Source organism: Pseudomonas sp. W15Feb34 (assembly GCF_023127765.1).
Classification (GTDB): Bacteria; Pseudomonadota; Gammaproteobacteria; order Pseudomonadales; family Pseudomonadaceae; genus Aquipseudomonas; species Aquipseudomonas synxantha_A.
This window is the reverse complement of the sequence record NZ_SPKN01000028.1, coordinates 1-25,721: the sequence shown is the minus strand read 5'-3', so window position 1 is coordinate 25,721 and position 25,721 is coordinate 1. Positions and strand designations below refer to the sequence as shown.

Below are 25,721 nucleotides of genomic sequence, written 5' to 3'. Positions count from 1 at the left end.
ACTTGAAGCGAATGGTGGGTGATGACGGGATCGAACCGCCGACCCTCTGCTTGTAAGGCAGATGCTCTCCCAGCTGAGCTAATCACCCTTCGTTTCGGTGTGGCGCGCATTCTACGTAGCGACCCCATGTCTGGCAAGCACTTTCTTAAATCTTTTTTTTCAGCCCTTCCAATGGCTTAGGCAGGGTTGGCCTACGGCGTGATCAAGAGAATAATGCCCCCCTTTGTATAGAGGAGAGACTCACCCCATGTGGTTCAAGAACCTGCTTATCTATCGCCTGACCCAAGATCTGCCTGTTGATGCCGAGGCGTTGGAAGCGGCCATGGCCACCAAGCTGGCGCGCCCGTGTGCAAGCCAGGAGTTGACCACTTACGGTTTCGTCGCCCCCTTCGGTAAAGGTGAAGACGCTCCCCTGGTTCACGTCAGCGGAGATTTTTTGCTGATCGCCGCGCGCAAGGAAGAACGCATCCTGCCAGGTAGCGTGGTGCGTGACGCACTGAAAGAGAAAGTCGAAGAGATCGAAGCCGAGCAAATGCGCAAGGTCTATAAGAAGGAGCGCGACCAGATCAAGGATGAAATCATCCAGGCCTTCCTGCCGCGTGCCTTTATTCGTCGCTCGTCGACCTTTGCTGCGATCGCGCCGAAACAGGGCCTGATCCTGGTCAACTCGGCCAGTCCCAAGCGTGCTGAAGATCTGCTGTCGACCTTGCGTGAAGTGATCGGCACCCTGCCCGTCCGTCCGCTGACGGTAAAAACCGCACCGACCGCAATCATGACCGACTGGGTCACTACCCAGAAACCGGCCGATGACTTCTTCGTCCTCGACGAATGCGAACTGCGCGACCCCCATGAAGACGGCGGCATCGTGCGCTGCAAGCGCCAGGACCTGACCGGCGAAGAGATCCAACTGCACCTGACCACCGGCAAGGTCGTGACCCAACTGTCCTTGGCGTGGCAGGACAAGCTGTCCTTCATGCTCGATGACAAGATGACCGTCAAACGCCTGAAATTCGAAGACCTGCTGCAAGACCAGGCGGAACAGGACGGCGGCGACGAAGCCCTGGGCCAACTGGATGCCAGCTTTACCTTGATGATGCTGACCTTCGGCGACTTCCTGCCGGCGTTGGTGGAAGCGCTGGGCGGGGAAGAAACCCCACAGGGCATCTAAACAACACCGATCCAATGTGGGCACGGTCAGTGTGGGAGCTGGCTTGCCTGCGATAACGGAGTGTCAGCCAGAGTAGTGCCGACTGATACACCGCTATCGCAGGCAAGCCAGCTCCCACATTTGATCGCGTCGCCCTATTCAACACTCTAATAACAAGGACATCCCCATGCGTGCACTCGCTGCCTTGAGCCGCTTCGTCGGCAATACCTTCGCCTACTGGGTGTTGATATTTGCCGTGCTCGCCTTCCTCGAACCCAGCTGGTTCATCGGCCTGAAAAGCGCCATCGTCCCGCTGCTGGGCCTGGTGATGTTCGGCATGGGGCTGACCTTGAAACTTGAAGACTTCGCCGAAGTCGCTCGCCATCCATGGCGCGTGGCCTTGGGCGTGGTCGCGCATTTTGTGATCATGCCGGGCGTGGCATGGTTGTTGTGCCAGGTCTTTCACCTGCCGCCGGAAATTGCCGTCGGCGTGATCCTGGTCGGCTGCTGCCCAAGCGGCACCTCGTCCAACGTGATGACCTGGCTGGCCCGCGGCGACCTGGCGTTGTCGGTGGCGATTGCCGCCGTCACCACCCTCCTCGCCCCACTGCTCACACCTGCGTTGATCTGGCTACTGGCCTCGGCCTGGCTGCCGGTATCGTTCATGGAGCTGTTCTGGTCGATCCTGCAAGTGGTGCTGCTGCCGATTGTGCTCGGCGTGGTGGCGCAACGGGTGCTGGGCGAGCGGGTTCGTCATGCGGTGGACGTGCTGCCGCTGGTGTCGGTGGTCAGTATTGTGATCATCGTCGCGGCCGTGGTTGCCGCAAGCCAGGCGAAGATCGCCGAATCGGGCCTGCTGATCATGGCGGTGGTGATGCTGCACAACAGCTTCGGTTACCTGCTGGGCTACTTCACCGGGCGCTTGTTCAAGTTGCCGCTGGCGCAACGCAAGTCGTTGGCGTTGGAAGTCGGTATGCAGAACTCCGGGCTGGGTGCCGCGCTGGCCAGTGCGCACTTTTCGCCGCTGGCGGCGGTTCCCAGTGCGTTGTTCAGTGTCTGGCACAATATTTCCGGCGCATTGCTGTCGACGTATTTCCGCCGCATGAGCGAAAAGGAAGACCGTCGCGCCCTGGAAACCGCCCCGTAAGCTTGATCGCCTGATCCATTTTCGGCACTCTACCAAGCTTCGCGAGGACGACCTCGCGACGCTATCAAGCGCTTACCAGGGGACGACCCCACTTTGTAGAAGCGAGGTCATCATGTCCTGGATCATTCTATTTTTTGCCGGGTTGTTTGAAGTTGGCTGGGCCGTCGGCCTGAAATACACCGACGGTTTCAGCAAGCCACTGCCCACCGCCCTGACGATTGCCGCCATGGCCGTCAGCCTTGGGTTGCTGGGGCTGGCCATGAAAGAGCTGCCGCTGGGCACCGCCTATGCCATCTGGACAGGCGTAGGTGCCGTGGGCACTGTGATTGCCGGGATTATCCTGTTTGGGGAGTCCATGGCGTTGTTTCGGTTGGCGAGTGTGGCGTTGATTATTTGCGGGCTGATTGGGCTCAAAATTTCCACTTAAGCCACTACGCTATCGCAGGCAAGCCAGCTCCCACATTGACTGTATTCACAATTCAAAAGGTGGGAGCTGGCTTGCCTGCGATGAGGCCCTGACAAACAACGGAAAACTACCTGACACTCCCCCGCAAACCACCCACTACTGCCTGCAACTGCACAGGCGTTGCCGCCTCCACAGCAATCGGCTCACCCGCCACCAACACCACCCGCGACCAGATCCGATGAAAGAAGCCCTTGTGCGGATCGCGACTGAAGAAACTCCCCCACAGCCCCTGCAACGCCATCGGAATCACCGGCACCGGTGTCTCCTCCAGAATGCGCGTCACCCCACCACGAAATTCATTGATCTCGCCATCGGCTGTCAGCTTGCCTTCCGGGAAGATGCACACCAACTCACCTTCCTTCAGATACTGGGCAATCCGCGCGAACGCCTGTTCGTAGATCTGCATATCTTCATGGCGCCCGGCAATCGGAATCGCCCCGGCGGTGCGGAAGATAAAGTTGAGTACCGGCAAACGGTAGATCTTGTAGTACATGACAAAGCGAATCGGCCGACGCACCGCGCCGCCGATCAACAGCGCATCGACAAACGACACATGGTTGCACACCAGCAACGCCGCGCCTTCATCCGGAATAGCCTCCAGGTTGCGATGCTCCACGCGGTACATGGAATGGCTGAGCAGCCAGATCATGAAGCGCATGGTGAATTCGGGGACGATCCTGAAGATATAGGTGTTGACCGCAATATTGAGCAGCGACACCACCAGGAACAACTCGGGGATCGACAGCTTGGCCACGCTCAACAGCAGGATCGAAACGATGGCCGAGACCACCATGAACAATGCGTTGAGAATGTTGTTGGCCGCGATAACCCGTGCCCGTTCGTTCTCGGCAGTGCGCGATTGGATCAGCGCATACAGCGGCACAATATAGAAGCCACCGAATACGCCCAGGCCGAGGATATCGAACAACACCCACCAGGCCTGGCCGTAGCTGAGCACCGCGAGCCAATCGTTGGCTTGCACGTTCTGCGGGAAGCCGCCGGAGTGCCACCACAGCAGCAGGCCGAACACGGTCAGGCCAAACGAACCAAACGGCACCAGGCCGATTTCCACCTTACGCCCGGAAAGCTTTTCGCACAGCATCGAGCCCAGGGCGATGCCCACGGAGAAAACTGTGAGGATCAGGGTCACCACGGTTTCGTCGCCGTACAACCACTCCTTGGCGTACGCCGGGATTTGCGTGAGATAGATCGCACCGACAAACCAGAACCACGAGTTGCCGACAATGGAACGCGACACCGCCGGCGTCTGCCCCAGGCCCATGCGCAACGTCGCCCAGGACTGGGTGAAGATATTCCAGTCCAGGCGCAGTTGCGGCGTCGAAGCCGCCGCGCGCGGGATGCTGCGGCTGGCAAGGTAGCCCAGCACCGCCACGCCGACAATCGCCACCGCCACCACCGGCGCGTAATGGGTGGAAGACATCATGACCCCGGCGCCAATGGTGCCGGCCAGGATCGCCAGGAACGTGCCCATTTCCACCAGGCCGTTACCGCCGACCAGTTCATCGTCGTGCAATGCCTGGGGCATGATCGAGTATTTGACCGGGCCGAACAGCGCCGAGTGGGTGCCCATGGCAAACAGCGCCAACAGCATCAATTCAAGATGATTGGTCAGGAAGCCCGCCGCGCCGACGGCCATGATCACGATCTCGCCGATCTTGATCGCACGGATCAACGCGTCCTTGTTGAATTTCTCGCCAAACTGCCCGGCCAACGCCGAGAACAAAAAGAACGGCAAGATAAACAACAAGGCGCACAGGTTGACCCAAATGGAGCGGTCGCCCTCGATGCTGAGCTTGTAAAGGATGGCCAGGATCAGCGATTGCTTGAAGATGTTGTCGTTGAACGCGCCCAGCAACTGGGTGATGAAAAACGGCAAGAAACGCCGTGTGCGCAGCAGGGTGAATTGGGAAGGATGGCTCATCGTCGTCCGTGTTCCTGCGTGGCCTTTATTTATCAGGCCACGACTTTACCTAATCCTGCTTACTTATTCGCTAGTCCTGCAATGCAGGGCGAAACAAAAAGCTCGCCTTTATAAGCCCCCTGCACGGTGCGCTTGGCCACAATCAGCCACATCAACGCCAACGCCACCACCAGCGCACTGCCGAAGATGCTGAAGAACCCCAAATGCAACACGTTCGCCAGTTTCAGCGTGGCCAAGGCGTAAACCCCCAGCGGGAAGGTGAAGCCCCACCAGCCCAGGTTGAACGGGATCCCGGCGCGCAGGTAACGCAGGGTGATCAGCACGGCGATCAACATCCACCACAGGCCAAAACCCCATAGGGTGATACCTGCAATCAGGCCCAGGCCATGGGCCATTTCACCGACATTCTCCAGGCCATTGGCGGCGAAGATCGCTGGCGCATCGCCCCCCAACAGCAACATGCCCAAGGCACCGGTACCAATCGGCCCCAGCGCCAACCAGCTCGACGCCGCCATATTGGCGTGGGGCAATTTATGCAAGGCCATGCGCAGCATCAGGATGGTCAGGATGCTGAACGCCACCGGCAGGGAAAACGCCCATAGTACGTAGCTGGTCACCAGCATCACCAGTTGCGCATGGGCATCGGCCAGGTGCGGCGCGAGCAAGCCGCCGCTGGCCGCCGCCACTTCTGCCGCCACCACGGGCAACAGCCAGACGGCGGTCATCTGGTCGATGCTGTGCTCCTGGCGGGTGAACATCATGAACGGGATGAGTACGCCGCAGGCCAGGGACATGGCCACGTCCAGCCACCACAGGGCTTCGGCCAACGGGATGACATCACTGCCCCAACGTGGCAGGCCGAACAACAGCAATCCGTTGAGAATGGTCGCCAGCCCCATGGGGATGGTGCCGAAGAACATCGAAACCGTGGAGTGCCCGAAAATGCGCCGCGCCTCGTGGAAAAACATCAACCAACGGGCGGCATACAACACGCTGAACAACACGAACAGGCCGATGGTGAACATCCACAGGCCTTCAGCGACAGCGTGCAAGCCTGGCAAAGTGACCGGCAACTGAGCCAGGGCCAGCGCCAGCACCCCGGTGCCCATGGTGGCGGCAAACCAGTTCGGGGTGAACTGGCGAATCACTTCCCGGGGACGGGTCAGGTGGCTGAAAGGTTTGTAACGGTGGGTGGTCGAGCAGGTCATGATTTGATCCTCTTCCTCGCATGAGGTTGAGGTCATGGTAGAACCTGAATGAATATCTATATAACGGGTAATATCTCTAACTGTTATCTACTTTATAGATATTTGCCATATCTACGCAGCTGCCCGGCCCCGGGCAGAGCCCTGCCACAACTGCCCGCCAAGAGCCCCCAACGCCAACAGAATAAGGACCGCAGCGTAGCCATCGGTGGTGACGACGAGGCCAAACTCCCGGCTCAGATTGCCCGCCACCAACGCCGGTACGCAGAATGCCAGGTAGCTCAGTACATAGAATGCCGACATCAACCCCGCGCGCTCATGGGGCAACGCCAACCCGACGATACTGCGCACGCTGCCCATAAAGCCGCCGCCGAAACCAAAGCCGGCGATCACACTGGCGACAAAGAACAACCACAGGCTGGCCGTCTGTACGGCAACCAGCAACAGCCCCATGCCGACGGCCAGCAGCGCCGCCGACAGGCGCATGACCTTGTCAGCCGCACGGTTGCGCAGGCTGTAGATCATGACCGCGCCACTTAACGTGACCCCCGCGACCAGCCCCCCGCCGATCAAATGCGAGGTCGACCCGGTGGCGACCCGCACCAGCGAAGGCGCCAAAGAAGAAAAGAACCCACCCAGCGCCCATACCGCCACATTCAACGGCATCGCCAACCACAAGGCCCGACGCGCTTGCGGTGGCACATGCAGGGTGGGCGCCAGGGACTTCAAGGCCCCCGGTATACGACTGACCGTCTCGGACAACCGCCAGACATACACGGCCTGCAGCACCATCAAACCCAGCAGAGTGAGATAGATCAATTGCGTCGGCCGTGGCGCGTACTCCACCAGCAAACCGCTACCCAGCCCGCCACTGGCCATGCCCAGCATCGGCGCAAGGCTGTTGAGCATCGGGCCGCGCACCCGGTCAGTATCGAGCAGCGTCGCACTCAGCACCGCTGTGGCAGTACCGGTCGCAAAACCCTGTAATGCACGTGCAGCGAGCAGATAGGCCGTACTGTCCGCGTTGATAAACAGCAGCATCGCTACGATATTCAGCAGCAACGCGGCAAAGATCACCGGCTTGCGCCCCAGGTAATCCGAAAGCGAACCCACCGTCAGCAGCGCCGCCAACAGGCTTAGCGCATAGACGCCAAAGATAGCCGTCAGCATCGCGGCCGAAAAATGCAGGTTGTCCTGATACACCTGGTACAACGGCGTCGGCGCGCTGGAGGCGGCGAGAAAGGTCAACACTGTGATCACGAGGAACGTCAGGCTGGACCGCTGGGAATTGACGCTGATCATGGCACACTCCGCTAAAGCTAATATTTTGCTTTTGTAGAGTGTGCTACTCGCTGGCGCTTAAAGCAAATTCTTTGTGTTAAGGTTTTACCCATGGCAATCAAAGAAGGCCTCCGCCCGGGGGGCCGTAGTGCCCGGGTACAAGAATCCGTCCACAGGGCGGTGCGCCAATTGCTGGAAACCCATGAGCGTTCCGGTGTCACCGTGCCAATGATTGCGGCGTGCGCCGGCGTCACGCCGTCGACCATTTACCGGCGCTGGGGCGACCTGTCAGTACTGCTCGCCGACGTCGCCCTGGCACGTATGCGCCCCGATACCGAACCGGCCAACACCGGCAGCCTGCGCGGCGACCTGCAAGCCTGGGCTGAGCAATATCTGGATGAGATGAGTTCGGACGTTGGGCGCAATATGATGCGCGACGTGCAAAGCAGCCCGACGCCGGGGTATTGCGTGAGCATCCTGAGCGGGCAGTTGCAGGTGATGGTTGATCGCTATCCGCTATCAGCGCCACCGAGCGTCGACCGGCTGATCAACCTGCTCGCGGCGCCGACGGTGTTTCGTATTCTGTTTTCGGCCCAGCCTTTGGCGGTTGAAGAACTGCATGCCCTGATAGAGCTGGCCCTGAAAAACTAAAAACCTACACAAACCAAATGTGGGAGCAAGTCGAATCGTCGCACCGCCCCTCCCACATTTTTACTGCATTAAGCTCAGTACTTATGTACGCATCCCGCGCCCACTCACCAGCAGCCGGGCACAACCGATATACAGCACCACGGTCGCCACGATCATAAAGGTGATCGCTACGCTGATCTTGATATCCGACACGCCCAGAATGCCGTAGCGGAAGGCGTTGACCATATGCAGCACCGGGTTGGCCAGCGACACGGTCTGCCAGAACGGCGGCAGCAAGGTAATGGAATAGAACACCCCGCCCAGGTAGGTCAGCGGCGTCAGCACGAACGTCGGGATGATCGAAATATCATCGAAGTTGCGCGCGAACACGGCGTTGATAAAGCCCAGCAGCGAGAAAATCGTCGCCGTGAGCACCACCACCAGAATGGTGACCCCAAGATGATGCACTTGCAGGTGGGTAAAGAACAGTGACAGCAGCGTCACGATCACCCCGACCATCAGGCCACGCAGCACACCGCCCAGCGTATAGCCGATCAGGATGGTGTGCGGTGACACCGGCGAGACCATGAGTTCTTCGATGGAGCGCTGGAACTTGCTGCCGAAGAAACTGGAGACCACGTTGCCGTAGGAGTTGGTGATCACCGACATCATGATCAGGCCCGGCACGATGTACTCCATGTAAGTGAAACCACCCATGTCGCCAATCTGCCGGCCAATCAGGTTACCGAAGATCACAAAGTACAGAACCATGGTGATCGCCGGCGGCAGCAGGGTCTGCGGCCAGATCCGGGTAAAGCGTTTCACTTCGCGATAAACGATGGTTTGCAGCGCGACAAGGTTGGGTTGCAGTTCGGAACTCATACCGCCACCTTCGCCAGATTTTTCTCCACCAGGGACACAAACAACTCCTCAAGGCGATTGGTTTTGTTACGCAGGCTCAACACTTCGATGTTCTGAGTCGCCAGCTGGGTGAACAGCGCGGTGATGCCCATGGCTTTGTCCACCTGCACCTCCAGGGTGTGGCTATCTACCAGGCGGCTTGGGTAACCCAGCAGGTGCGGCGCCACCGACAGATTGTTCTTCAGGTCGAGCAGGAAGGTTTCCACATGCAACTGGCCCAGCAGGTTGCGCATGCTGGTGTTCTCGACAATGGTGCCGTGGTCGATGATGCCGATGTTGCGGCACAACTGCTCAGCCTCTTCCAGGTAATGGGTGGTGAGGATGATGGTGATGCCTTTCTCGTTCAGCTCGGTGAGGAAGGTCCACATCGAGCGACGCAGTTCGATGTCCACGCCTGCAGTGGGTTCGTCGAGGATCAGCAGGCGCGGCTCATGCACCAGCGCACGGGCGATCATCAGGCGCCGCTTCATGCCGCCGGACAACGAGCGCGAAGGCACATCGCGCTTGTCCCACAGGCCCAGTTGGGTCAGGTACTGCTCGGCGCGTTCCTTGGCGATTTTCGCCGGGATGCCGTAATAGCCAGCCTGGGTCACAACAATGTCGTAGGTCTTTTCGAACTGGTTGAAATTGAATTCCTGGGGCACCACGCCGATGGAGCGCTTGAGCGCCGCCGGGGACTTGTCCAGGTCGTGGCCGAAGATGTTCACCGTGCCGCTGGTCTTGTTGACCAGGGTAGAGAGAATGCCGATGGTGGTGGATTTGCCGGCGCCGTTGGGGCCGAGCAAGGCGAAGAAATCACCTTCGGCGACGTCCAGATCGATACCACTCAGGGCCTGGAAACCGTTGCCGTAGGTTTTGGTTAGCTGCCGGATGGACAGAGCGGAACTCATATCGGAATACGCACCAAAGAAGGGAATAGAAAGAATAGATGAGGGCGCAGCGCAGGTAGTTCAACCGACGATGCAATGCGTGCATGGTGCTTGCCCATGCCGCACAAGTACAGTCACCCGTATTAATAGTGTGTATTAAGTCAACGCGGTCATCACCGCTTTGCGATACGCCGGGCGCTGTTGCAGGCGCTGGTACCAGGCCTCCAGATGGGGCATTGCCGGCCGCTCGATGGGCATCTCGAACCAGGCATAGATGAAGCAACCCAGAGGGATATCACCCATGCCGAACGCCTGACCGGACAGGTAGGGTTGCTCGGCAAGGGCCTGGTCGACGGTTTTGAGCGCGTCGATACAGGCTTGGCGCCCGGCATTGATACTGTCCCAGTTTTGCCTGTCAGCCGGGGTGCGCACGATCCCCCAGAACACCGCCTTGAACGGGTCGGCGAGCGTGGAGGTGGTCCAGTCCATCCACTTTTCGGCATTGGCCCGGGCTTGCAGGTCGCTGGGGTAGAAGTCCGATGCCTGTTTGGCGCACAGGTAGCGCACGATGGTGTTGGATTCCCACAGCACAAAATCGCCATCTTCGATCATCGGCACCCGGCCATTGGGGTTCAGGGCCCGATATTGCGGGGTGTCGACCACACCAAAAGCCCCGCCCGCATCAATTGCCTCATAGTCCAGGCCGAGTTCCTCGGCGCACCACAGTGCTTTCCTGACGTTTGATGAATTTTTACGACCCCAGATTTTCAGCATGACCGCGCCTTATTGTGGATGAACTTGGCTGGATGAAGGCAGCAGCATACGCCGGATCAGCCACGGCTTAAATCGTCCTGCAGATCGCCCAGCAGGGTCGGTGCATTGTCGGCAAACAAGTGCGGGTAACACTGGCGGATATGCGCGAAAAAGAATGCCTCGGGGACGTCAGCAAATTGCCCGTGATCCACCACATATTCCATTGAGCGACGGCCCTGGCGATTGAACGCGTGGAAGACACTGTCATGCAAGCCATCGAATTCCAGTGGCGGCACATCAAACACGTCGCACAGTTGCTGATTGAACGCCGGAGTCGCTTTGACCCAGCGGCCGTTCAGGTACAGCTCGGTATAACCGTGCATGGCGAACACGTCACTTTTGAGCAGGGCAAGCAGGCGCGGTGTGGACAGGTGGTTGCGCACGTCTGCCAGGCCAATGCGCGCGGGGATGCCACAGTGACGGGCGCAGGCGGCCAGCAAGGTGGCCTTGGGCACGCAATAGCTTTCGCCGGCAGCGAGTGCGAAGCTGGCATTCAATGTGTTGGGGTCGCGGCTGAAGGTGTAGGGGTTGTAGCGAATCGCCTCACGTACGGCGTAATAAAGACTGACTGCCTGGTCACTTAAATCCGTGCGGGTTCCGCGATGTTTTTCGGCGAACTCCACCACCGCAGGGTGGTCACTATCGATGAAGCGGCTGGGACTCAAGTACGCATTCATAAGCTTGATCTCCGAAGTGAGCCTGGAGTTTAACGACAGGCCTGCCACAGAGATAACGACGATTACGCCAAATGTCGGCGCCTGCTGATGGGTATCCCCAGTACAACTTGTAACACCCTGATCACCCGGCTTGTTCGGATGCGGACTAAGCTCCCTGGTGGTTTCGCCCCTGGTTTCACGGAGGATTGCATATGCTGTTGTTGTGGATACTGGTGCTGGTGGTCGGCATTGCCTACCTGGCACACCGCCGAACTGCCCCCCTGCCCGCCCTGGGCGTGGTCGCCGTCTACCTGCTGGCGATGGGCGCCTGGAGCCACGCGCCGGGCTGGCTGCTGCTGATCTTCTGGGTGCTCATCGCCGTGGTGGCCGCGCCGTTGCTGCTGCCTGACCTGCGCCGCCAATACTTCACCAAGCCGCTGTTCAGCTGGTTTCAGAAAGTACTGCCACCGATGTCCGAGACCGAACGCGATGCGATCGATGCCGGCACCGTCTGGTGGGACGGCGAACTGTTCAGCGGGCGCCCCGACTGGGATAAATTGCTGGCCTACCCCAAGGTTCAATTGACCGAAGAAGAACAGGCGTTCATCGACGGCCCCACCGAAGAACTCTGCGCCATGGTCAGCGACTGGGAGATTGGTCAAGCCATGGACCTGCCGCCAGCGGCCTGGGAGCACATCAAGACCCACGGATTCTTCGCCCTGATCATTCCCAAGGAGTATGGCGGCAAGGGCTTCTCTGCCTATGCGCACTCTCAGGTTGCGATGAAGCTTGCGACCCGCAGCGGTGACCTTGCGTCCACCGTGATGGTCCCCAATTCCCTGGGCCCGGCCGAGTTGCTGCTGCACTACGGCACCGAAGAACAACGCAACCACTACCTTCCGCGCCTGGCGCGTGGCGACGACATCCCGTGCTTCGCCCTCACCGGCCCGCTGGCCGGTTCCGATGCAGGCGCCATGCCCGACACCGGGGTGATCTGCAAAGGCGAATGGCAAGGCAAGGAAACCCTCGGCCTGCGTCTGAACTGGGAAAAACGCTACATCACCCTTGGCCCGGTCGCGACCTTGCTCGGCCTGGCGTTCAAGGCTCATGACCCAGACCACCTGCTGGGCGAAGAAGAAGACCTGGGCATCAGCCTCGCGCTGATTCCAACCGATACGCCCGGCGTAGAAATAGGCCGTCGTCACCTGCCCCTCGGCGCTGCCTTCATGAACGGCCCCAACTCCGGCAAGGACGTGTTCATTCCCCTGGAATACCTGATCGGTGGCCAGGAAATGCTCGGCAAAGGCTGGATGATGCTGATGAACTGCCTGTCGGTAGGCCGCTCGATCTCCCTGCCTGCCGTCGGCACCGGCGCCGCCAAGTTCACCAGCCTGGTGACCGGGCAATACGCGCAGGTGCGCGAGCAGTTCAATGTGCCACTGTCAGCCTTCGAAGGTATCCAGGAAGCCCTGGCGCGCATCGGCGGCAATGCCTGGCTGATGGACAGCGCGCGTATGCTCACCGCCAATGCCGTTGACCTGGGGGAGAAGCCCTCGGTGTTGTCGGCGATCCTCAAATATCACCTCACCGAGCGTGGCCGCGAGTGCATCAGCCACGCCATGGATGTGCACGGTGGCAAGGGCATCATCATGGGGCCTAACAACTACCTGGGCCGCAGCTGGCAAGGTGCGCCGATCTTCATCACCGTGGAAGGCGCGAATATTCTCTCGCGCAACCTGATGATCTTCGGCCAGGGTGCAATTCGCTGCCATCCTTTCGTGCTCAAGGAGATGGCCCTGGCCGGTCGCGAAGACCATGACCAGGCGTTGAAAGAGTTCGACGGCCTGCTGATGCAACACATCGGTTTTGCCGTGAGCAACGCCGCCAGCACCCTGGTGCTGAACCTGGGCTTCGGCCATTTCGAAAAAGCCCCCGGCAACCGTTTGAGCCAGGGCTACTTCCGCGCCCTGAACCGCCAGGCGGCTGCATTTGCCCTGCTGGCCGACCTGAGCATGATGCTGCTGGGTGGTGAGCTCAAGCGCCGCGAACGCCTGTCCGCCCGCCTGGGTGATGTACTGAGCCATATGTACCTGGCGTCCGCAGCGCTCAAGCGTTATCACGACCTGGATTCGCCAGACCATCTGGAGCCGCTGTTTGCCTGGGCCATGGAAGAGAGCCTGGGTGAATCGGAACGCGCACTGGATGAACTGCTGAGCAACTTCCCGAACAAGGTACTCGGCTGCCTGCTGCGGGTGATCGTATTCCCGTTCGGGCGTCGGCATACCGGGCCCTCCGATGCACTGGATGCCGAAGTGGCGGCGGTAATCGGTCGTGCCAAGGGCGACCCGACCCTGGAAGAACTGCTAGCCGGGTGCTATCGACCGCAAGCGGCGGAAGATCCAGTAGGCGCTCTGCAACATGCCTACGATTTGCTCGGCGCCAGCCATCCGTTGCAGAAAAAACTGCATACCGCGCTTAAAAGCGGGCAGGTCAAACCGACTGCCGGTGAGTCTGCCATCGATGCCGCCTTGCATGCCGGCGTGCTGCAACCAGGTGAAGCGCAAACCCTGCGCGATGCCGAAGCGGCACGGCGCAAGGTGATTGACGTGGATGATTTCAGCAAGGAAGAGCTGATGCAGGTTGAGGGTAAAGTCCGCTGATACCGGCGGTCATATAAAAACGGGCGCGAGAGGCATATACTCTCGCGCCCGTTTTTGCTTTAGAGGACTTATCTCGTGTCCAACGTCGTTGCCGATCATCTCGTCTTGCTCGACCACTTGCGCAGCATCCTGGTTGCCGTCGGCGAAGCCGAACAGGTACCCGAGGAAAGCCACTCGCTGTTCCTGGAGCGTTTCGACGAACTGCGCGCCCTGTTGCCGATCGATCCGATCGAAAGCCAGTACCTGGGCCAGGACCTGATGAGCCAGGTCATCCTGCGCTACCCGCAAATCGCCCACTTGGTGCCACGCGACCTGCTGTGGTTCTTTGGCGGCGACTGCCTGCACTTCATGCCCGACGAAGAACTGGACCTGTACCAGGCCCTGGAAGAACGTCGCTATGAGGCCGAACAGAACGACGAACCGTTCGACTGGAACCAGGAAAAGCAACTGCTGGCCATGCCCCAGGACCAGAGCAAGCACTGACTTTTCAAGCACTGAGATTCAAATGTGGGAGGGGGCTTGCCCCCGATAGCAGTGGGTCAGTCAATGTAAAGGTGACTGACAGACCGCTATCGGGGGCAAGCCCCCTCCCACATTTAGTTTTGGCTCCTTGGCCATGCACTCCACCAGATAATCGATAAACACCCGCAACTTCGGCGGCAAGTACCGCGTTGGCGAATGCAGCAACCACGCCTCGCCATGGTAAGACGCAATAAAGTCCCACGCTGGCAACACTTGCACCAACTGGCCCGCCGCCAACGCATGCCGCGCCGTGAAATACGGCAAGCTGCCAATCCCCACATGCTGCAATACCGCATCCAACCGCACCCCAGTGTGGTTCGCTGCATAACGCCCGCGTACGCCAACCGTCACCGCCTTGCCGGCCTGGCGAAATTTCCAACGTGAATCGCCGGACGTTTCCCCCAGGTAAATGCAACTGTGCTCGAGCAAATCATGAGGATGGCTTGGGGTGCCATGCTCGGCCAGGTACTGCGGCGTCGCGCACAGCAGGTGTTCGATGGGCAATAGCTGGCGCCCGACCAGGCCGGGAGGTGGACTGTCAGTGATACGAATGCTCAAGTCGACATTGTCGTCGATCAGGTCCACATGCCGATCTTCAAGGATCAATTGCACATCCACCTTGGGGTAGCGCCGCAGAAATTCCGGCATATGCGGATGCACCACGAACCGCCCCACCGCCTTGGGCACGCTGACCCGTACCAGGCCCTCGGCTTCATCGGTGAACTGGCCGCTGATTTCCATCACCGAGCGGGCCGCGCTGACCATCTCCTGGCAACGCTTGAACACCTCTTCACCGCCCTCGCTCAGGCGCAGTTTGCGCGTTGTGCGTTGCAGCAAGCGCGTGGCCAGGGCTTGCTCCAGGCGTGAAATGCTGCGGCTCACCGCCGAGGGGGAGACGCTCAGTTGCCGCGCCGCTTCGGAGAAGCTGCCGGTTTCCACGACCTTGACGAAAATCGCCATTTCACCCAACAACGGCAAAGGAAGATTGATGCTCATGACGCACAGGTCCATTGATAATTGAGCGGATTATCACTCATCTGCGCACTATTTATACTGCCCACAGAACCCTGATGCGGATGTAGACCATGACCGAGCGCCTGTTTTTTACCCATGACCACCTGACAGCCGAGCTGGAAGTGCTCAGTTGCACCCCGCACGAAGAGCAATTCGCCGTGATTGCGCAGTCGACGATTTTTCATCCCCAAGGCGGCGGCCAGCCGTTCGACACCGGCTGGCTCGGCGATAGCCAGGTACTGCGGGTCGTGCAGGAAACCGAACAGGTGGTGCATTACGTCGACCGGCCTCTGGAACCTGGACCGGTCATTGCACGAGTCGACGCACAGCGTCGAGCCTTGCACAGCCGCTTGCATTCGGCGGGCCATTTGATCGGCAACGCCGGCGAACGTCTGGGCTGGATGCCGATCAAGGCCCACCACTGGCCGGGCGAAGGCAAGATCACCTTTATCCGTGGCCAAAGCGCGCAAGACATGGATGCGCAAACGCTCCAGCAATGGGTCAACCAATGGATCGCCGCTGACTATCCACGGCATATGACGCTGGATGAAGGCACCCGCGAAGTCGGCTTCGGTGAATTGCCGGCTTACGCCTGTGGCGGCACTCATGTGCAAGCGTTGAGCGAGCTGGGCCAGGTGACGATCCTGGCGCTATCGGAGAAAAAGGGCACATTGTCGGTGCGCTATGAAATTGAAACTAATGTGGGAGGGGGCTTGCTCCCGATAGCGGTGTGTCAGTCAGCTTACCTGTAACTGATCCACCGCTATCGGGAGCAAGCCCCCTCCCACAGTGGACCGATGCGCCACAGAGAAATAGGCTAGACGGCAATCGCCCCTGCCCTGCCCGGCTCGACCACGAACGACTTCAACGTCGACACCGTCGCCGCCGGGTCACGCGGGTCACTGATCGCCCGAAAATTCGTCAACATGCTGTCGGCCGCCAACTCCACCGACACATACCCGCGCTGGCGGCTGTCGAAGAACTTCACATGGGGGTTAAGCGGCATGATCTTCATGAACGCGTCATAGGGCGGGCCGTCAGAGGTCACCGACGAGCCAACGAACTCGGTGGCAACCACCGCCGAGTCCGGATTGTCGGCGTTAGCATGCAGGTCAGTGGCCCAGAACGAATGAATGTCCCCGCCCCAGAACACCGGGTTCTTCACGCGATTGCGCACAATCGACGCCAGCATCCGTGAGCGGTTAGCCATGTAGCCATCCCACCCATCGGTCCAGCGCCCCGGCTTGTGGTTGGTGAGATCGCGCTGGATCAGCGGCGCCACCAGCAAATCCTGGGCGATCACATTCCAATGCGCCTTCGACTGGGCAAAACCCTGGTCCAGCCAGGCTTCTTGTTGCCAGCCGAGCAACGTGCGGGCGGGGTCGCGCAAGTTGCTGCAAGGGGTGGTGACAACATGCCCCTGGTGGCTGCCATTGGCTGCGATGCACGGTTGCTCGGAACGATACTGACGCCCGTCGAGCACATGGAAACGTACAAGCCGACCGTAGTCCAGACGTCGATAAATACGCATGTCCGCGCCCTTGGGCACGCTACTGGCGCGCAAGGGCATGTGTTCGTAAAACGCCTGGTAAGCCGCCGCCCGTTGCTGGAGAAACTGCGCCACCGCAACCTTGGGATCCTGGGACCAGCGGTTGGCATAGTCATTCTGCACTTCATGATCGTCCCAGGTCGCCACGCTGGGTGCGGCGGCGTGCAGGGCTTGCAGGTCCGGATCGGTCTTGTACAACGCGTAGCGGTTGCGATAGTCGCTCAGGCTTTGCGCATTGCCACTGCCGTGGGCACGAAAAACCTTGCCCGAATCCGCCGCGTAGGAGCTGTCATAGATATAGTCGCCGAGGAAAAACACCAGGTCGGGCTGCTCCGCGGCAAGGTGTCGGTAGGCGCTGAAGTAACCGCGCTCCCAGTGCGAGCACGACACAAACCCCAGCCGGGCCGATGCCATGGCCTGCAGCGGCGGCATCGTGCGGGACTGGCCCACCGGGCTCTGCGCACCGAGCCCTTCAAACTGGTACCAATACGGCCGATCCGCCGCCAGCCCCGCCACTTCGACATGCACTGCGTGAGCGAAACGCTGCGTCGCCAGCACCTCCCCCTGCCTCACAATACGCGTCATCGCCGCATCGCTGGCCACCCGCCAACGCACTGGCACTGAGCGACTCAGGCCGCCACGGCCATCCGCGGCGTTGAACAACGGCGCCAGGCGCGTCCATATCACAAAGCCATCCGGCAACGGGTCGCCGGAAGCCACGCCGAGGGTGAACGGATAATCCACCCCGGCACTGCGCGCAAACGGGCTGAGGATCGAAAACGCGGTAGCGACCGCCAGCCCGCCAAGTATCCGGCGCCGGTTGTGGTCTACCCCGCCGCTCACAGACAGCGCTCCCAGTCGTCACGCACGGCGGCAAACCCGAGCAAGTCCTCATACACGCCGTTCTTTAGAAACGCCTGGCGCATGCAGCCTTCATAGCGCAGGCCGATCTTTTCCATGACCCGCGCCGATTCCTTGTTGCGACCAAAGCACTGGCTGCCCACGCGCTGCAAACCCAGCTCGCCGAAGCCGAAGTCCATCACCGCGCTTGCCGCTTCTGCCGCGAACCCCTGGTTACGGCAGTGCGCCGCCACCCAGCCCCCCAAGTGCCCATAGTGATGACGAGCATTGATGCGCAGGCTGACCATGCCAATCAACTCGTGTGTGCCCAGCACATGCATCCCCAGGTTCAGCAGTTCACCAGTGCGGTATTTATCGGCAATCCCTGCAATAAAATCCTCGGCGGTTTCCAGAGTGTAGGGCGATGGAATATTCGCCGTGTTGTCGGCAATTTTCGGGCCGTTGGCGAGCGTGAAAAGCAACTGGGCCTGGTGCATTTCCAGTGCTCGCAACAGCAGCCGCGGGGTAGTCAATTGAGGCAATGCTGTGTCCATGGAAGCTGGCTCTCAAGATAAATTTCTCAAGCATGTACGCCCCGAGTGTCAGTTTCATTACGTGCCAAAACTGACCGGTAAGTTTTCTGAAAGACCCGTCCTAGAGCCTTTAAACCGTCAATTAAAGTTAACCATTCGGTCATTTTTGCTTGCTAGCGTGTTGCCCCTAATTCAATAACGGGGTAACGGAATGAGAACCTGGGACGAACCCAAGAAACGCAAGGCGCACATCGAACTGATCCCGATGATCGACGTGATGATGTTCCTGCTGGTGTTTTTCGTACTGGTGAGCCTGAACGTGATTCCCGCGCTCGGCATGAAGACCCAATTGCCCAGCGCCAGCAGCTCGCAGCAGCTCAAACCGCAAAACAAATTCATCCTTACCCTGGGCCTGGAAGGCCAGTTGCAACTGGACGGCAAGGACCTGACGGTGGATGCCCTGGTGCCGGCCTTGAAGGCGGCCGAGAAGCCCGACACCAAGTCGACGATCATCGTCAACAGCGACAAAGGCGTAGAGGTTTCGCGCCTGGTGGAAGTGATGGACACCCTGCGCCTGGGTGGCTTCACCTCCGTGTCCATTGCTACGCGTAAGTCTTGATCATGTACGTTCTGTTTCGTGCGCGTCAGCTGCTGGGCAGTGTCCCGGCCCTGATCGCCCTGGTGCTGATTGCACTGGGTATCCAGTCCCAGACCTTGAAGGTCGAGCCGGTGTATGACGAGTCGGCGGTCGAATTGGCCTTGGTCGAGCCGGAACCGGAAGTCATACCGGAACCGGTGGTGGAGCAAGAGCCGCCACCGCCGGTGATCGAAGAGGAAGAGGCCGAACCGGCGCCACCGCCCAAGCCGCCCAAGCCGCTGCCTAAACCCGAACCCAAACCCAAGCCAAAACCTGTGCCCAAGCCGGCGCCCGTGGTCGCCAAGCCCGCGCCAACGCCGCCACCGGTGGCCGCCAAGCCAGCCCCGGCCGCCGTCGCCCAAACGGCACCGACGCCCGCCCCACCGGCGCCACCGAAGGTCGATGGCCAGGCCCTGGAAGGCGGTTACCTCAAAGGCTTGCGCAACGAGTTGGACACCTACAAGCAGTACCCCACCGGGCGCCAGGCGTCGCTCGAACGCCCCAGCGGCGAGGTGGTGGTGTGGTTGCTGGTGGACCGCCAGGGCCGTGTGCTCGATTCCGGCTTACAGACTCAGGCCTCAAGCATGTTGCTCAACCGGGCCGCCACCAACAGCTTGCGTCGCATCAAGCAAGTCAAACCGTTCCCCGAACAAGCCTTCGGGGGCCGCAATGAGCAGCGCTTCACCGCCACCTTCAACTACAGCGTGCAATAAGCACCCGACATCAGGACGACAGTGATGAAGTTCACCCGCATTCATCTGGCACTCGTTGCCGCGACCAGCATGAGCCAGGGACTGGTCATGGCAGAGACCAGCGACAGTGATGTCGGCACCATTGGGGTACAAGGCAAGGCGAGCGCAGGGGGCGGTTACATGGTCCCGGAAGAAAGCATCAAGGGCCGCTCCACGGTGACCAAGGAAGCACTGGACAAGCAGGCAGCAACAGGCAATGCCATCGATAAGCTCAAGTACACCCCAGGCTTGAACATCTCCAGTGAAGACAACACCGGCCTCTCGGGTTTTCGCTTCACCATGCGCGGCATGAACTCCGACCAGGTGGGCATGTCGGTGGACGGCATGCCGATCAACGACTCCGGTAACTACGCGCTGTACTCCAACCTGCTGGGCGACCCGGAAAACATCGACCAGATCTTCGTCACCCAGGGTGCCTCGGAGGCCGATGGCCCGCACATCGGTTCCAGTGGCGGCAACATCGGCATCGTGACCATTCGCCCGACCAAGGAAACCGGCGCGTTCGTCAAACAGGTGGTCGGCAGCAACGCCACGCGCAAGACCTTCGCCCGCCTCAATACCGGTGAAATCAACGGTCTTAGCAACTGGCTGTCGGTGTCCCATACCGAAGGGCAGATGTGGCGTGGCTCAGGCGCGGTGCGTGCGGACAAGGTGGAGTGGAACAGCTTCTTCGACGCCGGCAACGGCAACACCGCCAACCTGATCCTCAAGTACCACGAGCAGGACAACAACAGTTACAGCCAGTTGACCAAGGCGCAGTTCCAGCAGAACGGCCGCAAGTACGATCCCTACCCGGCCACGCCGAGCGTGGGCAGCAACGGCAAGTACAACAGCTACTACGCCCTGGCGCAGAACCCGTTCCAGACCTTCACCGCCGTGCTCAACACCCAGTTCAAACTGGCCGACAACCTGGCGCTGTCGGTGATCCCGTATTACTACTGGGGCAACGGCAGCGGCGTCGGCTCGTCCGCCTACGCACTCAACCGTGGCTCCAATCAGGGTGGCGTGTTCGACCTCGGCAACCTGCCCACCGCCGCCCAGTACAACGCCGATGGCACACCGAACAGCGGCGTGTACTACCGCCCTTCACGCACGCAAACCTGGCGGCCGGGCATCACCACCAAACTGACCTGGGACCTGGGCGACCACAGCCTGCAATTCGGCTACTGGTACGAGCGCGCACGCCAGAGCCAGACCCAGCCGTTCATTCCCCTAAAGAGCAACGGCAAGCCGGTGGACACCTGGCCGGATTCCAACAGCGCCATCGTCGATGCCAACGGCAACCAGGTCCAGGGGCGCGACCGCTTCACCGTGACCCCGGCGCAAAAGGTCTGGGCCCAGGACACCTGGTACATCAACCCGGATTGGACCTTCATCGCCGGCCTGGCCTACATGAACGTCGAGCGTGAAGGCACCAACCATGGCAGCCTTAACGAACGCCCGGAAAAACGTAACCAGACCTACAACAAACTGCTGCCCAACGCCGGCCTGAAATACCAGCTGGACGAGCGTGACCAGTTGTTCTACAGCCTGTCGCGCAACATGCGGGTACCGCAGAACTACGTGCTCTACGACAAAGGCGCCGGCTCGATCGACGCCGAACCGGAAACCAGCTGGAACCATGAACTGGGCTGGCGCTACAGCGGCGACGACATGACCCTGGCCGCCACCCTGTTCTACATGGACTTCAAGAACCGCCAGGTTTCGTCCCGGGACATCAACGGCGACTTTGCCGACATCAACGCGGGCTCCGTGGTCAACAAAGGCCTGGAGCTGGAATGGAGTGGCCAGTTGCCCCACCACTTCAACTACTACACCTCCTACACCTACACCAAGGCCGAGCAGCAAGACGACATGACCGTCTACAACGCCGGCAAACCCATCGTGCTGCCCACCAGCGGCAAGCAGTTCGCCAACGTGCCCAAGAACATGCTGGCGGCCAACGTTGGTTATGACGACGGGCGCTTCTACGGCACCTTCGGCGGCAAGTACACCAGCAAGCTCTATGGCGACCTGACCAACGACGAAGCCATTTCCGGACGCACCGTGTTCAACCTTGGCGCCGGTATCTACCTGCCGGTGGACAAGAAAGTCGTCAAGGACGCGACCCTGCGCCTGAACGTCGACAACCTGTTCGACAAGAAGTACCTGGACGGCGTGTACACCACCAAGACCAACGCGGCCAGCTACAGCGGTTTTCGCGATGGCGACCCGGCCTACATCGTTGGCCTGGACCGCACCGTAACGGTTTCGCTGGAAGCGAATTTCTAAGACTGACCCAAGAGGAACACCAGCATGGATATGAACCTGCTCCACGACGTCACCTTCTATGTGATGTACGCAGCGATGGCCATTGCGATCTTCATCGCCATCGAACGCGGCATCTACTTTGCCTACGTGCGCCGCCAGGCTCGGGCGTTGATCGACGCCCTCGGCGCCCCCGTGCACAGCGAGCGTGACCTGCCGGAAAACCTGAGCCGTCGCGACAGCCTGCCGCTGAACATGATCCTGCCGGTGCTGGCGCAGAAAGCCTCCAACGGTTCACGCAAGGACCTGGACGACGAAATCGACACCCAATACCTCAAGACACGCGCCCCGCTGGCCCGCAGCCTGTGGATCATCGAGACCATTACCACCGCCGCCCCGCTGCTGGGCTTGCTGGGTACCATCCTCGGCATTATCGACACCTTCAAGGCGCTGGCCACGGCGGGTGTTTCCGACCCAGGGCAGATTTCCGGTGGTATCGGCACGGCCTTGTTCGCCACCGGCCTGGGTATTGCCATCGCGCTGTTCTGCGTAGTGTTCCACAACTTTTTCCAGGACAGCCTGGAACGCATCAACGACCAGTTGAAGATCCTGTTGATCCGCGCGGCCAGCGGAGCCCGCGTACAAGGCGAAGTGCCGCACCTTGTACCGACCTCCCTGCACAGCCGCACAGCGTGACCCGTCGGGCGGGCGCGTAATACGCCCGCCCCTTTGTTTTGTCCGATGAGACGCCTATGTCCCTTTCGATGAAGTTGCGTATCGCCAGCCTCGCCGGCGTGTTGCTCAGTCCGCTGGCCCAGGCGGACTTTTCCATTCCGGGGTTTGAGCTGGTGCACACCGTGCCGGTGGATACCGCCCTGGTCACCGCCGATTTGCGCCAGACTGGCCCAGTATGGATCGAGCTGTTCGACAGTGCGAAGAGCCGCATTGATATCGGCCAGTTCTACGCCGTCGACCATGCCGGCTCGGTGATGGACACGGTCATCGAACGCCTTGAGGCTGCCGGCAAGCGCGGCGTGAAAATTCGTTTTTTGCTGGAAGAAAAAGGCATCAGGCTGTCGGAAGCTGCCACCCTGGAACGCCTGCGTGCAATCCCCAACCTGACCTTGCGGGTGCTGCCCTACGGGCAACTGAGCGGCGGCATCATCCACGCCAAATACCTGCTGGTGGATGGCACGCAGGCGTTTATCGGCAGCCAGAATTTCGACTGGCGCTCCCTGGAACATATCCACGAAACCGGGCTGCGCATCAGTGACGCAGCCGTCGTGGGCCAGGTGCAGGCGATCTTCGATCAAGACTGGCAAGCCCAGGCTGCGCTCGCCGATAAGCAACCGGTGCCGCTGCCGGCCACCGGCCAGGCGCCCGCACGCACCGGCAACTACCTGGTGGCCAGCCCGCAACGCTACAACCCGCCAGGCGTAGGCGACTCACAGCTGGAACTGCCACGCCTGCTAAGCGAAGCCAAAAAAGAAGTGCGTGTGCAATTGCTCGATTACGCGCCACTGTCCTACGGGCCTGATCGAACCCGCCCGTACTACGCGGTGATCGACAACGCCGTGCGTGCCGCTGCTGCCCGTGGGGTGTCGATCAAACTGATGGTGTCCAACTGGAACACCGACAAGCTGGAACTGCCCTACCTCAAGAGCCTGGCGGTATTGCCCAACGTCGAAATCAAGATCGTCACCCTGCCCGAAGCCAAGCAAGGTTTTATCCCTTATGCCCGAGTGATCCACAGCAAGACCATGGAGATCGACGGGCAAGTGGCGTGGATCGGCACCAGCAACTGGTTGGGCGGTTACCTGGATAACTCGCGCAATCTGGAGGTGGTGATGCGCAGTGAAGCGATGGCCAGGCGTGTAGGGCAATTGCATGAGCAACTGTGGGACGGGCCCTACGCCAGAGCCTTGAGCGTGACGGATGAATACCCTGAGCCCCATCCTGGCCAGCATTGACCTTGGGCACCTGAGTAGTGGTAGTGTGTGGAAATGTTTCCGACTTACCTGTCAGAAACACCCTACTCACTACCTGCAAAGGAATGCCTTAAACAATGCACTTTCCACTCAAGCAATTGGCCGTTGCCACCCTGTTCGCGGCTAGCCTTTCGGCACTCTCAACCCCCGCTTTCGCCAACATCAGCGCAGACCAAAGCGCGGCGATTGTGAAGAGCTTCGGCGAGACATCGGTCACCGATTTCCGCAGCTTCCTCGGCAACCTGGCCAAGGGCGAGCTGGGTAAATCGGCTGACGTCGGCCCGGCTATCAGCGCCTTTCTCGACAACAAAACCCTGAACGCCGAGCAACAGAACGAGATCAATCGCCTGCTCGGTATCTACACCCGTGTGAAGTACGGCAAGGCTGCCCTGGAAACCTTGCGCGAACTGGTGGAGATTCCGACCTTCAACGTAGACGGGCTGCCACAGTACAAAAACCCGGAATTCCTCAAGATCGCCGACAAGATCCAGGCCCTGGCCAAATCCTTCAACCTGAACTTCCGTAATGTCGATAACCGTGTGTACGAAATCTCCCTGGAAGGCAGCGGTGATGAAGTCGTCGGCGTACATGCCCATGCCGATGTGGTGCCGGTCACGCCGGAAAACTGGGTGCTGCAAGATGGCACCAAGCTCGACCCGTTCAAGGTCACGCTGATCGGCGACCGCATGTATGGCCGTGGGACCGAAGATGACAAGAACGGCATCGTCGTGGCGATGTATGCCATGAAGGTGATCAAGGAAGAAAAACTGCCGCTGGCGCGCACGTTCAAGCTGCTGGTGGACACCACCGAAGAAACCGCCGGTGACGCGATTCCCTACTACTTCGAACGCAACCCCGTGCCGCAATACAACCTGGCGCTGGATGGCGGCTACCCGGTGGTGATCGCCGAGAAAGGCTCGGGCACCGTCATGGCGACCTTCCCGGTGCGCAAAGGTGAAGGCACAGGCGCGGAAATCATCGCAATGACCGGCGGCAAGGCCACCAACCAGATTCCATCGGTTTCGGTCGCTACGCTGGTCAGCGATAAGCCTGCTGAGTTAGCGGCCAGCCTGCAGCAGGCCGGTAATGATTATGCCAAGCGCAACGGCGGCAATTTCCAGGTCAGCGCCAAGGTCGATGGCAAGGACGTCAAACTCACTGTCACCGGCGTATCCGCCCACTCCTCCGAACCCGAAACCGGGGTCAACCCGGTGGCTCGTATGCTGGAACTGATCCACGGCGTCGACGGCAAGATTGCCCTCAAGCACAACCACATCACTGATGCGGCGCGTTATGCAGCGGACAACTGGGGCCTGGATTACCTGGGCGGCAAATTGGGCGTGGGCTTCGCCGATGACTTCATGGGGCCGTTGACCACCTCGCCGACCTTTGTCGGCCTAGATGACAAAGCCTTCAAGCTGGCGGTGAACCTGCGGGCGCCGAAGGGTAAAACCCCGGAGGCACTCAAGGCACAGATCGAACAGAAACTGAATGCCTGGAACCAGCAAGCCAAGGTCAACGTGAGCTTCGCCTATTCGCTGGATACACCGATGTACCGCAACCCTGAAGGTGAGTGGGTCAAAGCCTTGCTGGCGGTCGCCACGGAAAACCTGGGCATGCCGCACAAGTTCGGCACCTCGGCCGGTGCAACCTCGGTGCACGACTTGCCCAACGGGGTGCAATTTGGCCTGGCCCGTCCGGAAGAGAAGTACACCGGGCACACCGACAGTGAGTTCAAAACGGTTGAGCAGTTCCTGCTGGACCTGCAGATCGTCACTGAAATGATGGGCCGCGTCGGGCAGTTGCCGAAGCTCTGACCCATCCTCATCGCCTGAACCACCGCTTTCGCGGCCTCGCTGAAGCTCGACAGCTCCCACAGGGGATCGGCAGTGCTGGGTTGAT

23 protein-coding genes and 1 tRNA gene are annotated in these 25,721 nt (G+C 60.1%); 13 read left to right on the top strand and 11 right to left on the bottom strand.

Annotation, left to right across the window (positions count from 1 at the left end; translation table 11 throughout):
- Window positions 1–12: 12 nt before the first annotated feature.
- A tRNA-Val gene (locus tag E4O97_RS13605) sits at window positions 13–88 on the bottom strand.
- A gap of 159 nt (window positions 89–247) precedes the next feature.
- On the opposite strand from E4O97_RS13605, the gene rdgC reads away from it, so the two are divergent.
- The 3 genes from rdgC to sugE all read left to right on the top strand — a co-directional run bounded on the left by rdgC (window position 248) and on the right by sugE (window position 2,721).
- Complete coding sequence (gene rdgC, locus E4O97_RS13600; RefSeq protein WP_248161518.1) at window positions 248–1,168, top strand: recombination-associated protein RdgC; 921 nt, start codon at window positions 248–250, stop codon at window positions 1,166–1,168.
- 166 nt (window positions 1,169–1,334) lie between these two features.
- Window positions 1,335–2,294, top strand: coding sequence for a bile acid:sodium symporter family protein (locus E4O97_RS13595; RefSeq protein WP_032877033.1), 960 nt, complete (start codon window positions 1,335–1,337; stop codon window positions 2,292–2,294).
- Between the two features lie 112 nt (window positions 2,295–2,406).
- Window positions 2,407–2,721, top strand: a complete 315-nt coding sequence (gene sugE, locus E4O97_RS13590) for a quaternary ammonium compound efflux SMR transporter SugE (RefSeq protein WP_010211634.1) — start codon at window positions 2,407–2,409, stop codon at window positions 2,719–2,721.
- Between the two features lie 106 nt (window positions 2,722–2,827).
- On the opposite strand, the gene E4O97_RS13585 is transcribed toward sugE, so the two are convergent.
- The 3 genes from E4O97_RS13585 to E4O97_RS13575 form a co-directional block, all read right to left on the bottom strand.
- Entirely contained in the window at window positions 2,828–4,702 is a 1,875-nt protein-coding gene (locus tag E4O97_RS13585) for an MFS transporter (protein ID WP_216090981.1), read from the bottom strand.
- 59 nt (window positions 4,703–4,761) lie between these two features.
- On the bottom strand, window positions 4,762–5,910 hold the full coding sequence (locus E4O97_RS13580; RefSeq protein ID WP_103735114.1) for a TDT family transporter: 1,149 nt from the start codon (window positions 5,908–5,910) through the stop codon (window positions 4,762–4,764).
- Window positions 5,911–6,021: 111 nt separating this feature from the next.
- Complete coding sequence (locus E4O97_RS13575; protein WP_248161517.1) at window positions 6,022–7,209, bottom strand: MFS transporter; 1,188 nt, start codon at window positions 7,207–7,209, stop codon at window positions 6,022–6,024.
- 90 nt (window positions 7,210–7,299) lie between these two features.
- Between E4O97_RS13575 and E4O97_RS13570 the strand changes: the two genes are divergently transcribed.
- Window positions 7,300–7,839 (top strand): TetR/AcrR family transcriptional regulator, encoded by a 540-nt coding sequence (locus E4O97_RS13570; protein WP_032877039.1) that lies wholly within the window; start codon window positions 7,300–7,302, stop codon window positions 7,837–7,839.
- Between the two features lie 81 nt (window positions 7,840–7,920).
- On the opposite strand, the gene E4O97_RS13565 is transcribed toward E4O97_RS13570, so the two are convergent.
- From E4O97_RS13565 to E4O97_RS13550, 4 genes are all read right to left on the bottom strand, one after another.
- The gene (locus E4O97_RS13565) at window positions 7,921–8,700 is read right to left on the bottom strand and encodes an ABC transporter permease (protein ID WP_005786689.1); all 780 of its coding nucleotides are present in this window, start codon (window positions 8,698–8,700) and stop codon (window positions 7,921–7,923) included.
- Window positions 8,697–9,629 (bottom strand): ABC transporter ATP-binding protein, encoded by a 933-nt coding sequence (locus tag E4O97_RS13560; RefSeq protein WP_248161516.1) that lies wholly within the window; start codon window positions 9,627–9,629, stop codon window positions 8,697–8,699. The genes E4O97_RS13565 and E4O97_RS13560 overlap by 4 nt, the downstream gene beginning before the upstream one ends.
- Window positions 9,630–9,764: 135 nt before the next feature.
- The gene (locus E4O97_RS13555; RefSeq protein WP_005786686.1) at window positions 9,765–10,382 is read right to left on the bottom strand and encodes a glutathione S-transferase; all 618 of its coding nucleotides are present in this window, start codon (window positions 10,380–10,382) and stop codon (window positions 9,765–9,767) included.
- 56 nt (window positions 10,383–10,438) lie between these two features.
- Entirely contained in the window at window positions 10,439–11,098 is a 660-nt protein-coding gene (locus E4O97_RS13550) for a transglutaminase family protein (protein ID WP_103735112.1), read from the bottom strand.
- Between the two features lie 191 nt (window positions 11,099–11,289).
- Between E4O97_RS13550 and E4O97_RS13545 the strand changes: the two genes are divergently transcribed.
- Together E4O97_RS13545 and E4O97_RS13540 are read left to right on the top strand one after the other, a co-directional pair.
- A complete protein-coding gene (locus E4O97_RS13545) occupies window positions 11,290–13,737 on the top strand; it encodes an acyl-CoA dehydrogenase (RefSeq protein ID WP_032877043.1) in 2,448 nt (815 codons plus the stop codon).
- A gap of 75 nt (window positions 13,738–13,812) precedes the next feature.
- Complete coding sequence (locus tag E4O97_RS13540; RefSeq protein WP_003190109.1) at window positions 13,813–14,220, top strand: PA2817 family protein; 408 nt, start codon at window positions 13,813–13,815, stop codon at window positions 14,218–14,220.
- A gap of 60 nt (window positions 14,221–14,280) precedes the next feature.
- Here the strand turns inward: E4O97_RS13540 and E4O97_RS13535 are convergent, their stop codons facing one another.
- Window positions 14,281–15,255, bottom strand: a complete 975-nt coding sequence (locus E4O97_RS13535) for a LysR family transcriptional regulator (RefSeq protein WP_078820764.1) — start codon at window positions 15,253–15,255, stop codon at window positions 14,281–14,283.
- Window positions 15,256–15,344: 89 nt separating this feature from the next.
- On the opposite strand from E4O97_RS13535, the gene E4O97_RS13530 reads away from it, so the two are divergent.
- Window positions 15,345–16,025 carry an alanyl-tRNA editing protein gene (locus tag E4O97_RS13530; protein ID WP_248161515.1) on the top strand — a complete coding sequence of 227 codons (681 nt, stop codon included), beginning with the start codon at window positions 15,345–15,347 and terminating at the stop codon, window positions 16,023–16,025.
- 65 nt (window positions 16,026–16,090) lie between these two features.
- Here E4O97_RS13530 and E4O97_RS13525 read toward each other — a convergent pair whose 3' ends face one another.
- A complete protein-coding gene (locus E4O97_RS13525) occupies window positions 16,091–17,665 on the bottom strand; it encodes an alkaline phosphatase D family protein (RefSeq protein ID WP_032877046.1) in 1,575 nt (524 codons plus the stop codon).
- The gene (locus tag E4O97_RS13520) at window positions 17,662–18,216 is read right to left on the bottom strand and encodes a GNAT family protein (protein ID WP_148852256.1); all 555 of its coding nucleotides are present in this window, start codon (window positions 18,214–18,216) and stop codon (window positions 17,662–17,664) included. The genes E4O97_RS13525 and E4O97_RS13520 overlap by 4 nt, the downstream gene beginning before the upstream one ends.
- Before the next feature lie 190 nt (window positions 18,217–18,406).
- Between E4O97_RS13520 and E4O97_RS13515 the strand changes: the two genes are divergently transcribed.
- The 6 genes from E4O97_RS13515 (at window position 18,407) to E4O97_RS13490 (ending at window position 25,636) form a co-directional block, all read left to right on the top strand.
- Window positions 18,407–18,814: a biopolymer transporter ExbD gene (locus E4O97_RS13515; protein WP_005786670.1), complete on the top strand. Its 408-nt coding sequence runs from the start codon at window positions 18,407–18,409 to the stop codon at window positions 18,812–18,814.
- A 2-nt stretch (window positions 18,815–18,816) separates the two neighbouring features.
- Window positions 18,817–19,545, top strand: coding sequence for an energy transducer TonB (locus tag E4O97_RS13510; protein WP_248161514.1), 729 nt, complete (start codon window positions 18,817–18,819; stop codon window positions 19,543–19,545).
- A gap of 24 nt (window positions 19,546–19,569) precedes the next feature.
- The gene (locus E4O97_RS13505; RefSeq protein WP_248161513.1) at window positions 19,570–21,855 is read left to right on the top strand and encodes a TonB-dependent receptor; all 2,286 of its coding nucleotides are present in this window, start codon (window positions 19,570–19,572) and stop codon (window positions 21,853–21,855) included.
- 24 nt (window positions 21,856–21,879) lie between these two features.
- The gene (locus E4O97_RS13500) at window positions 21,880–22,527 is read left to right on the top strand and encodes a MotA/TolQ/ExbB proton channel family protein (RefSeq protein WP_005786664.1); all 648 of its coding nucleotides are present in this window, start codon (window positions 21,880–21,882) and stop codon (window positions 22,525–22,527) included.
- Between the two features lie 56 nt (window positions 22,528–22,583).
- Complete coding sequence (locus tag E4O97_RS13495) at window positions 22,584–23,801, top strand: phospholipase D-like domain-containing protein (RefSeq protein WP_248161512.1); 1,218 nt, start codon at window positions 22,584–22,586, stop codon at window positions 23,799–23,801.
- Between the two features lie 95 nt (window positions 23,802–23,896).
- Window positions 23,897–25,636, top strand: coding sequence for a dipeptidase (locus E4O97_RS13490; RefSeq protein ID WP_032877050.1), 1,740 nt, complete (start codon window positions 23,897–23,899; stop codon window positions 25,634–25,636).
- Window positions 25,637–25,721: the final 85 nt, after the last annotated feature.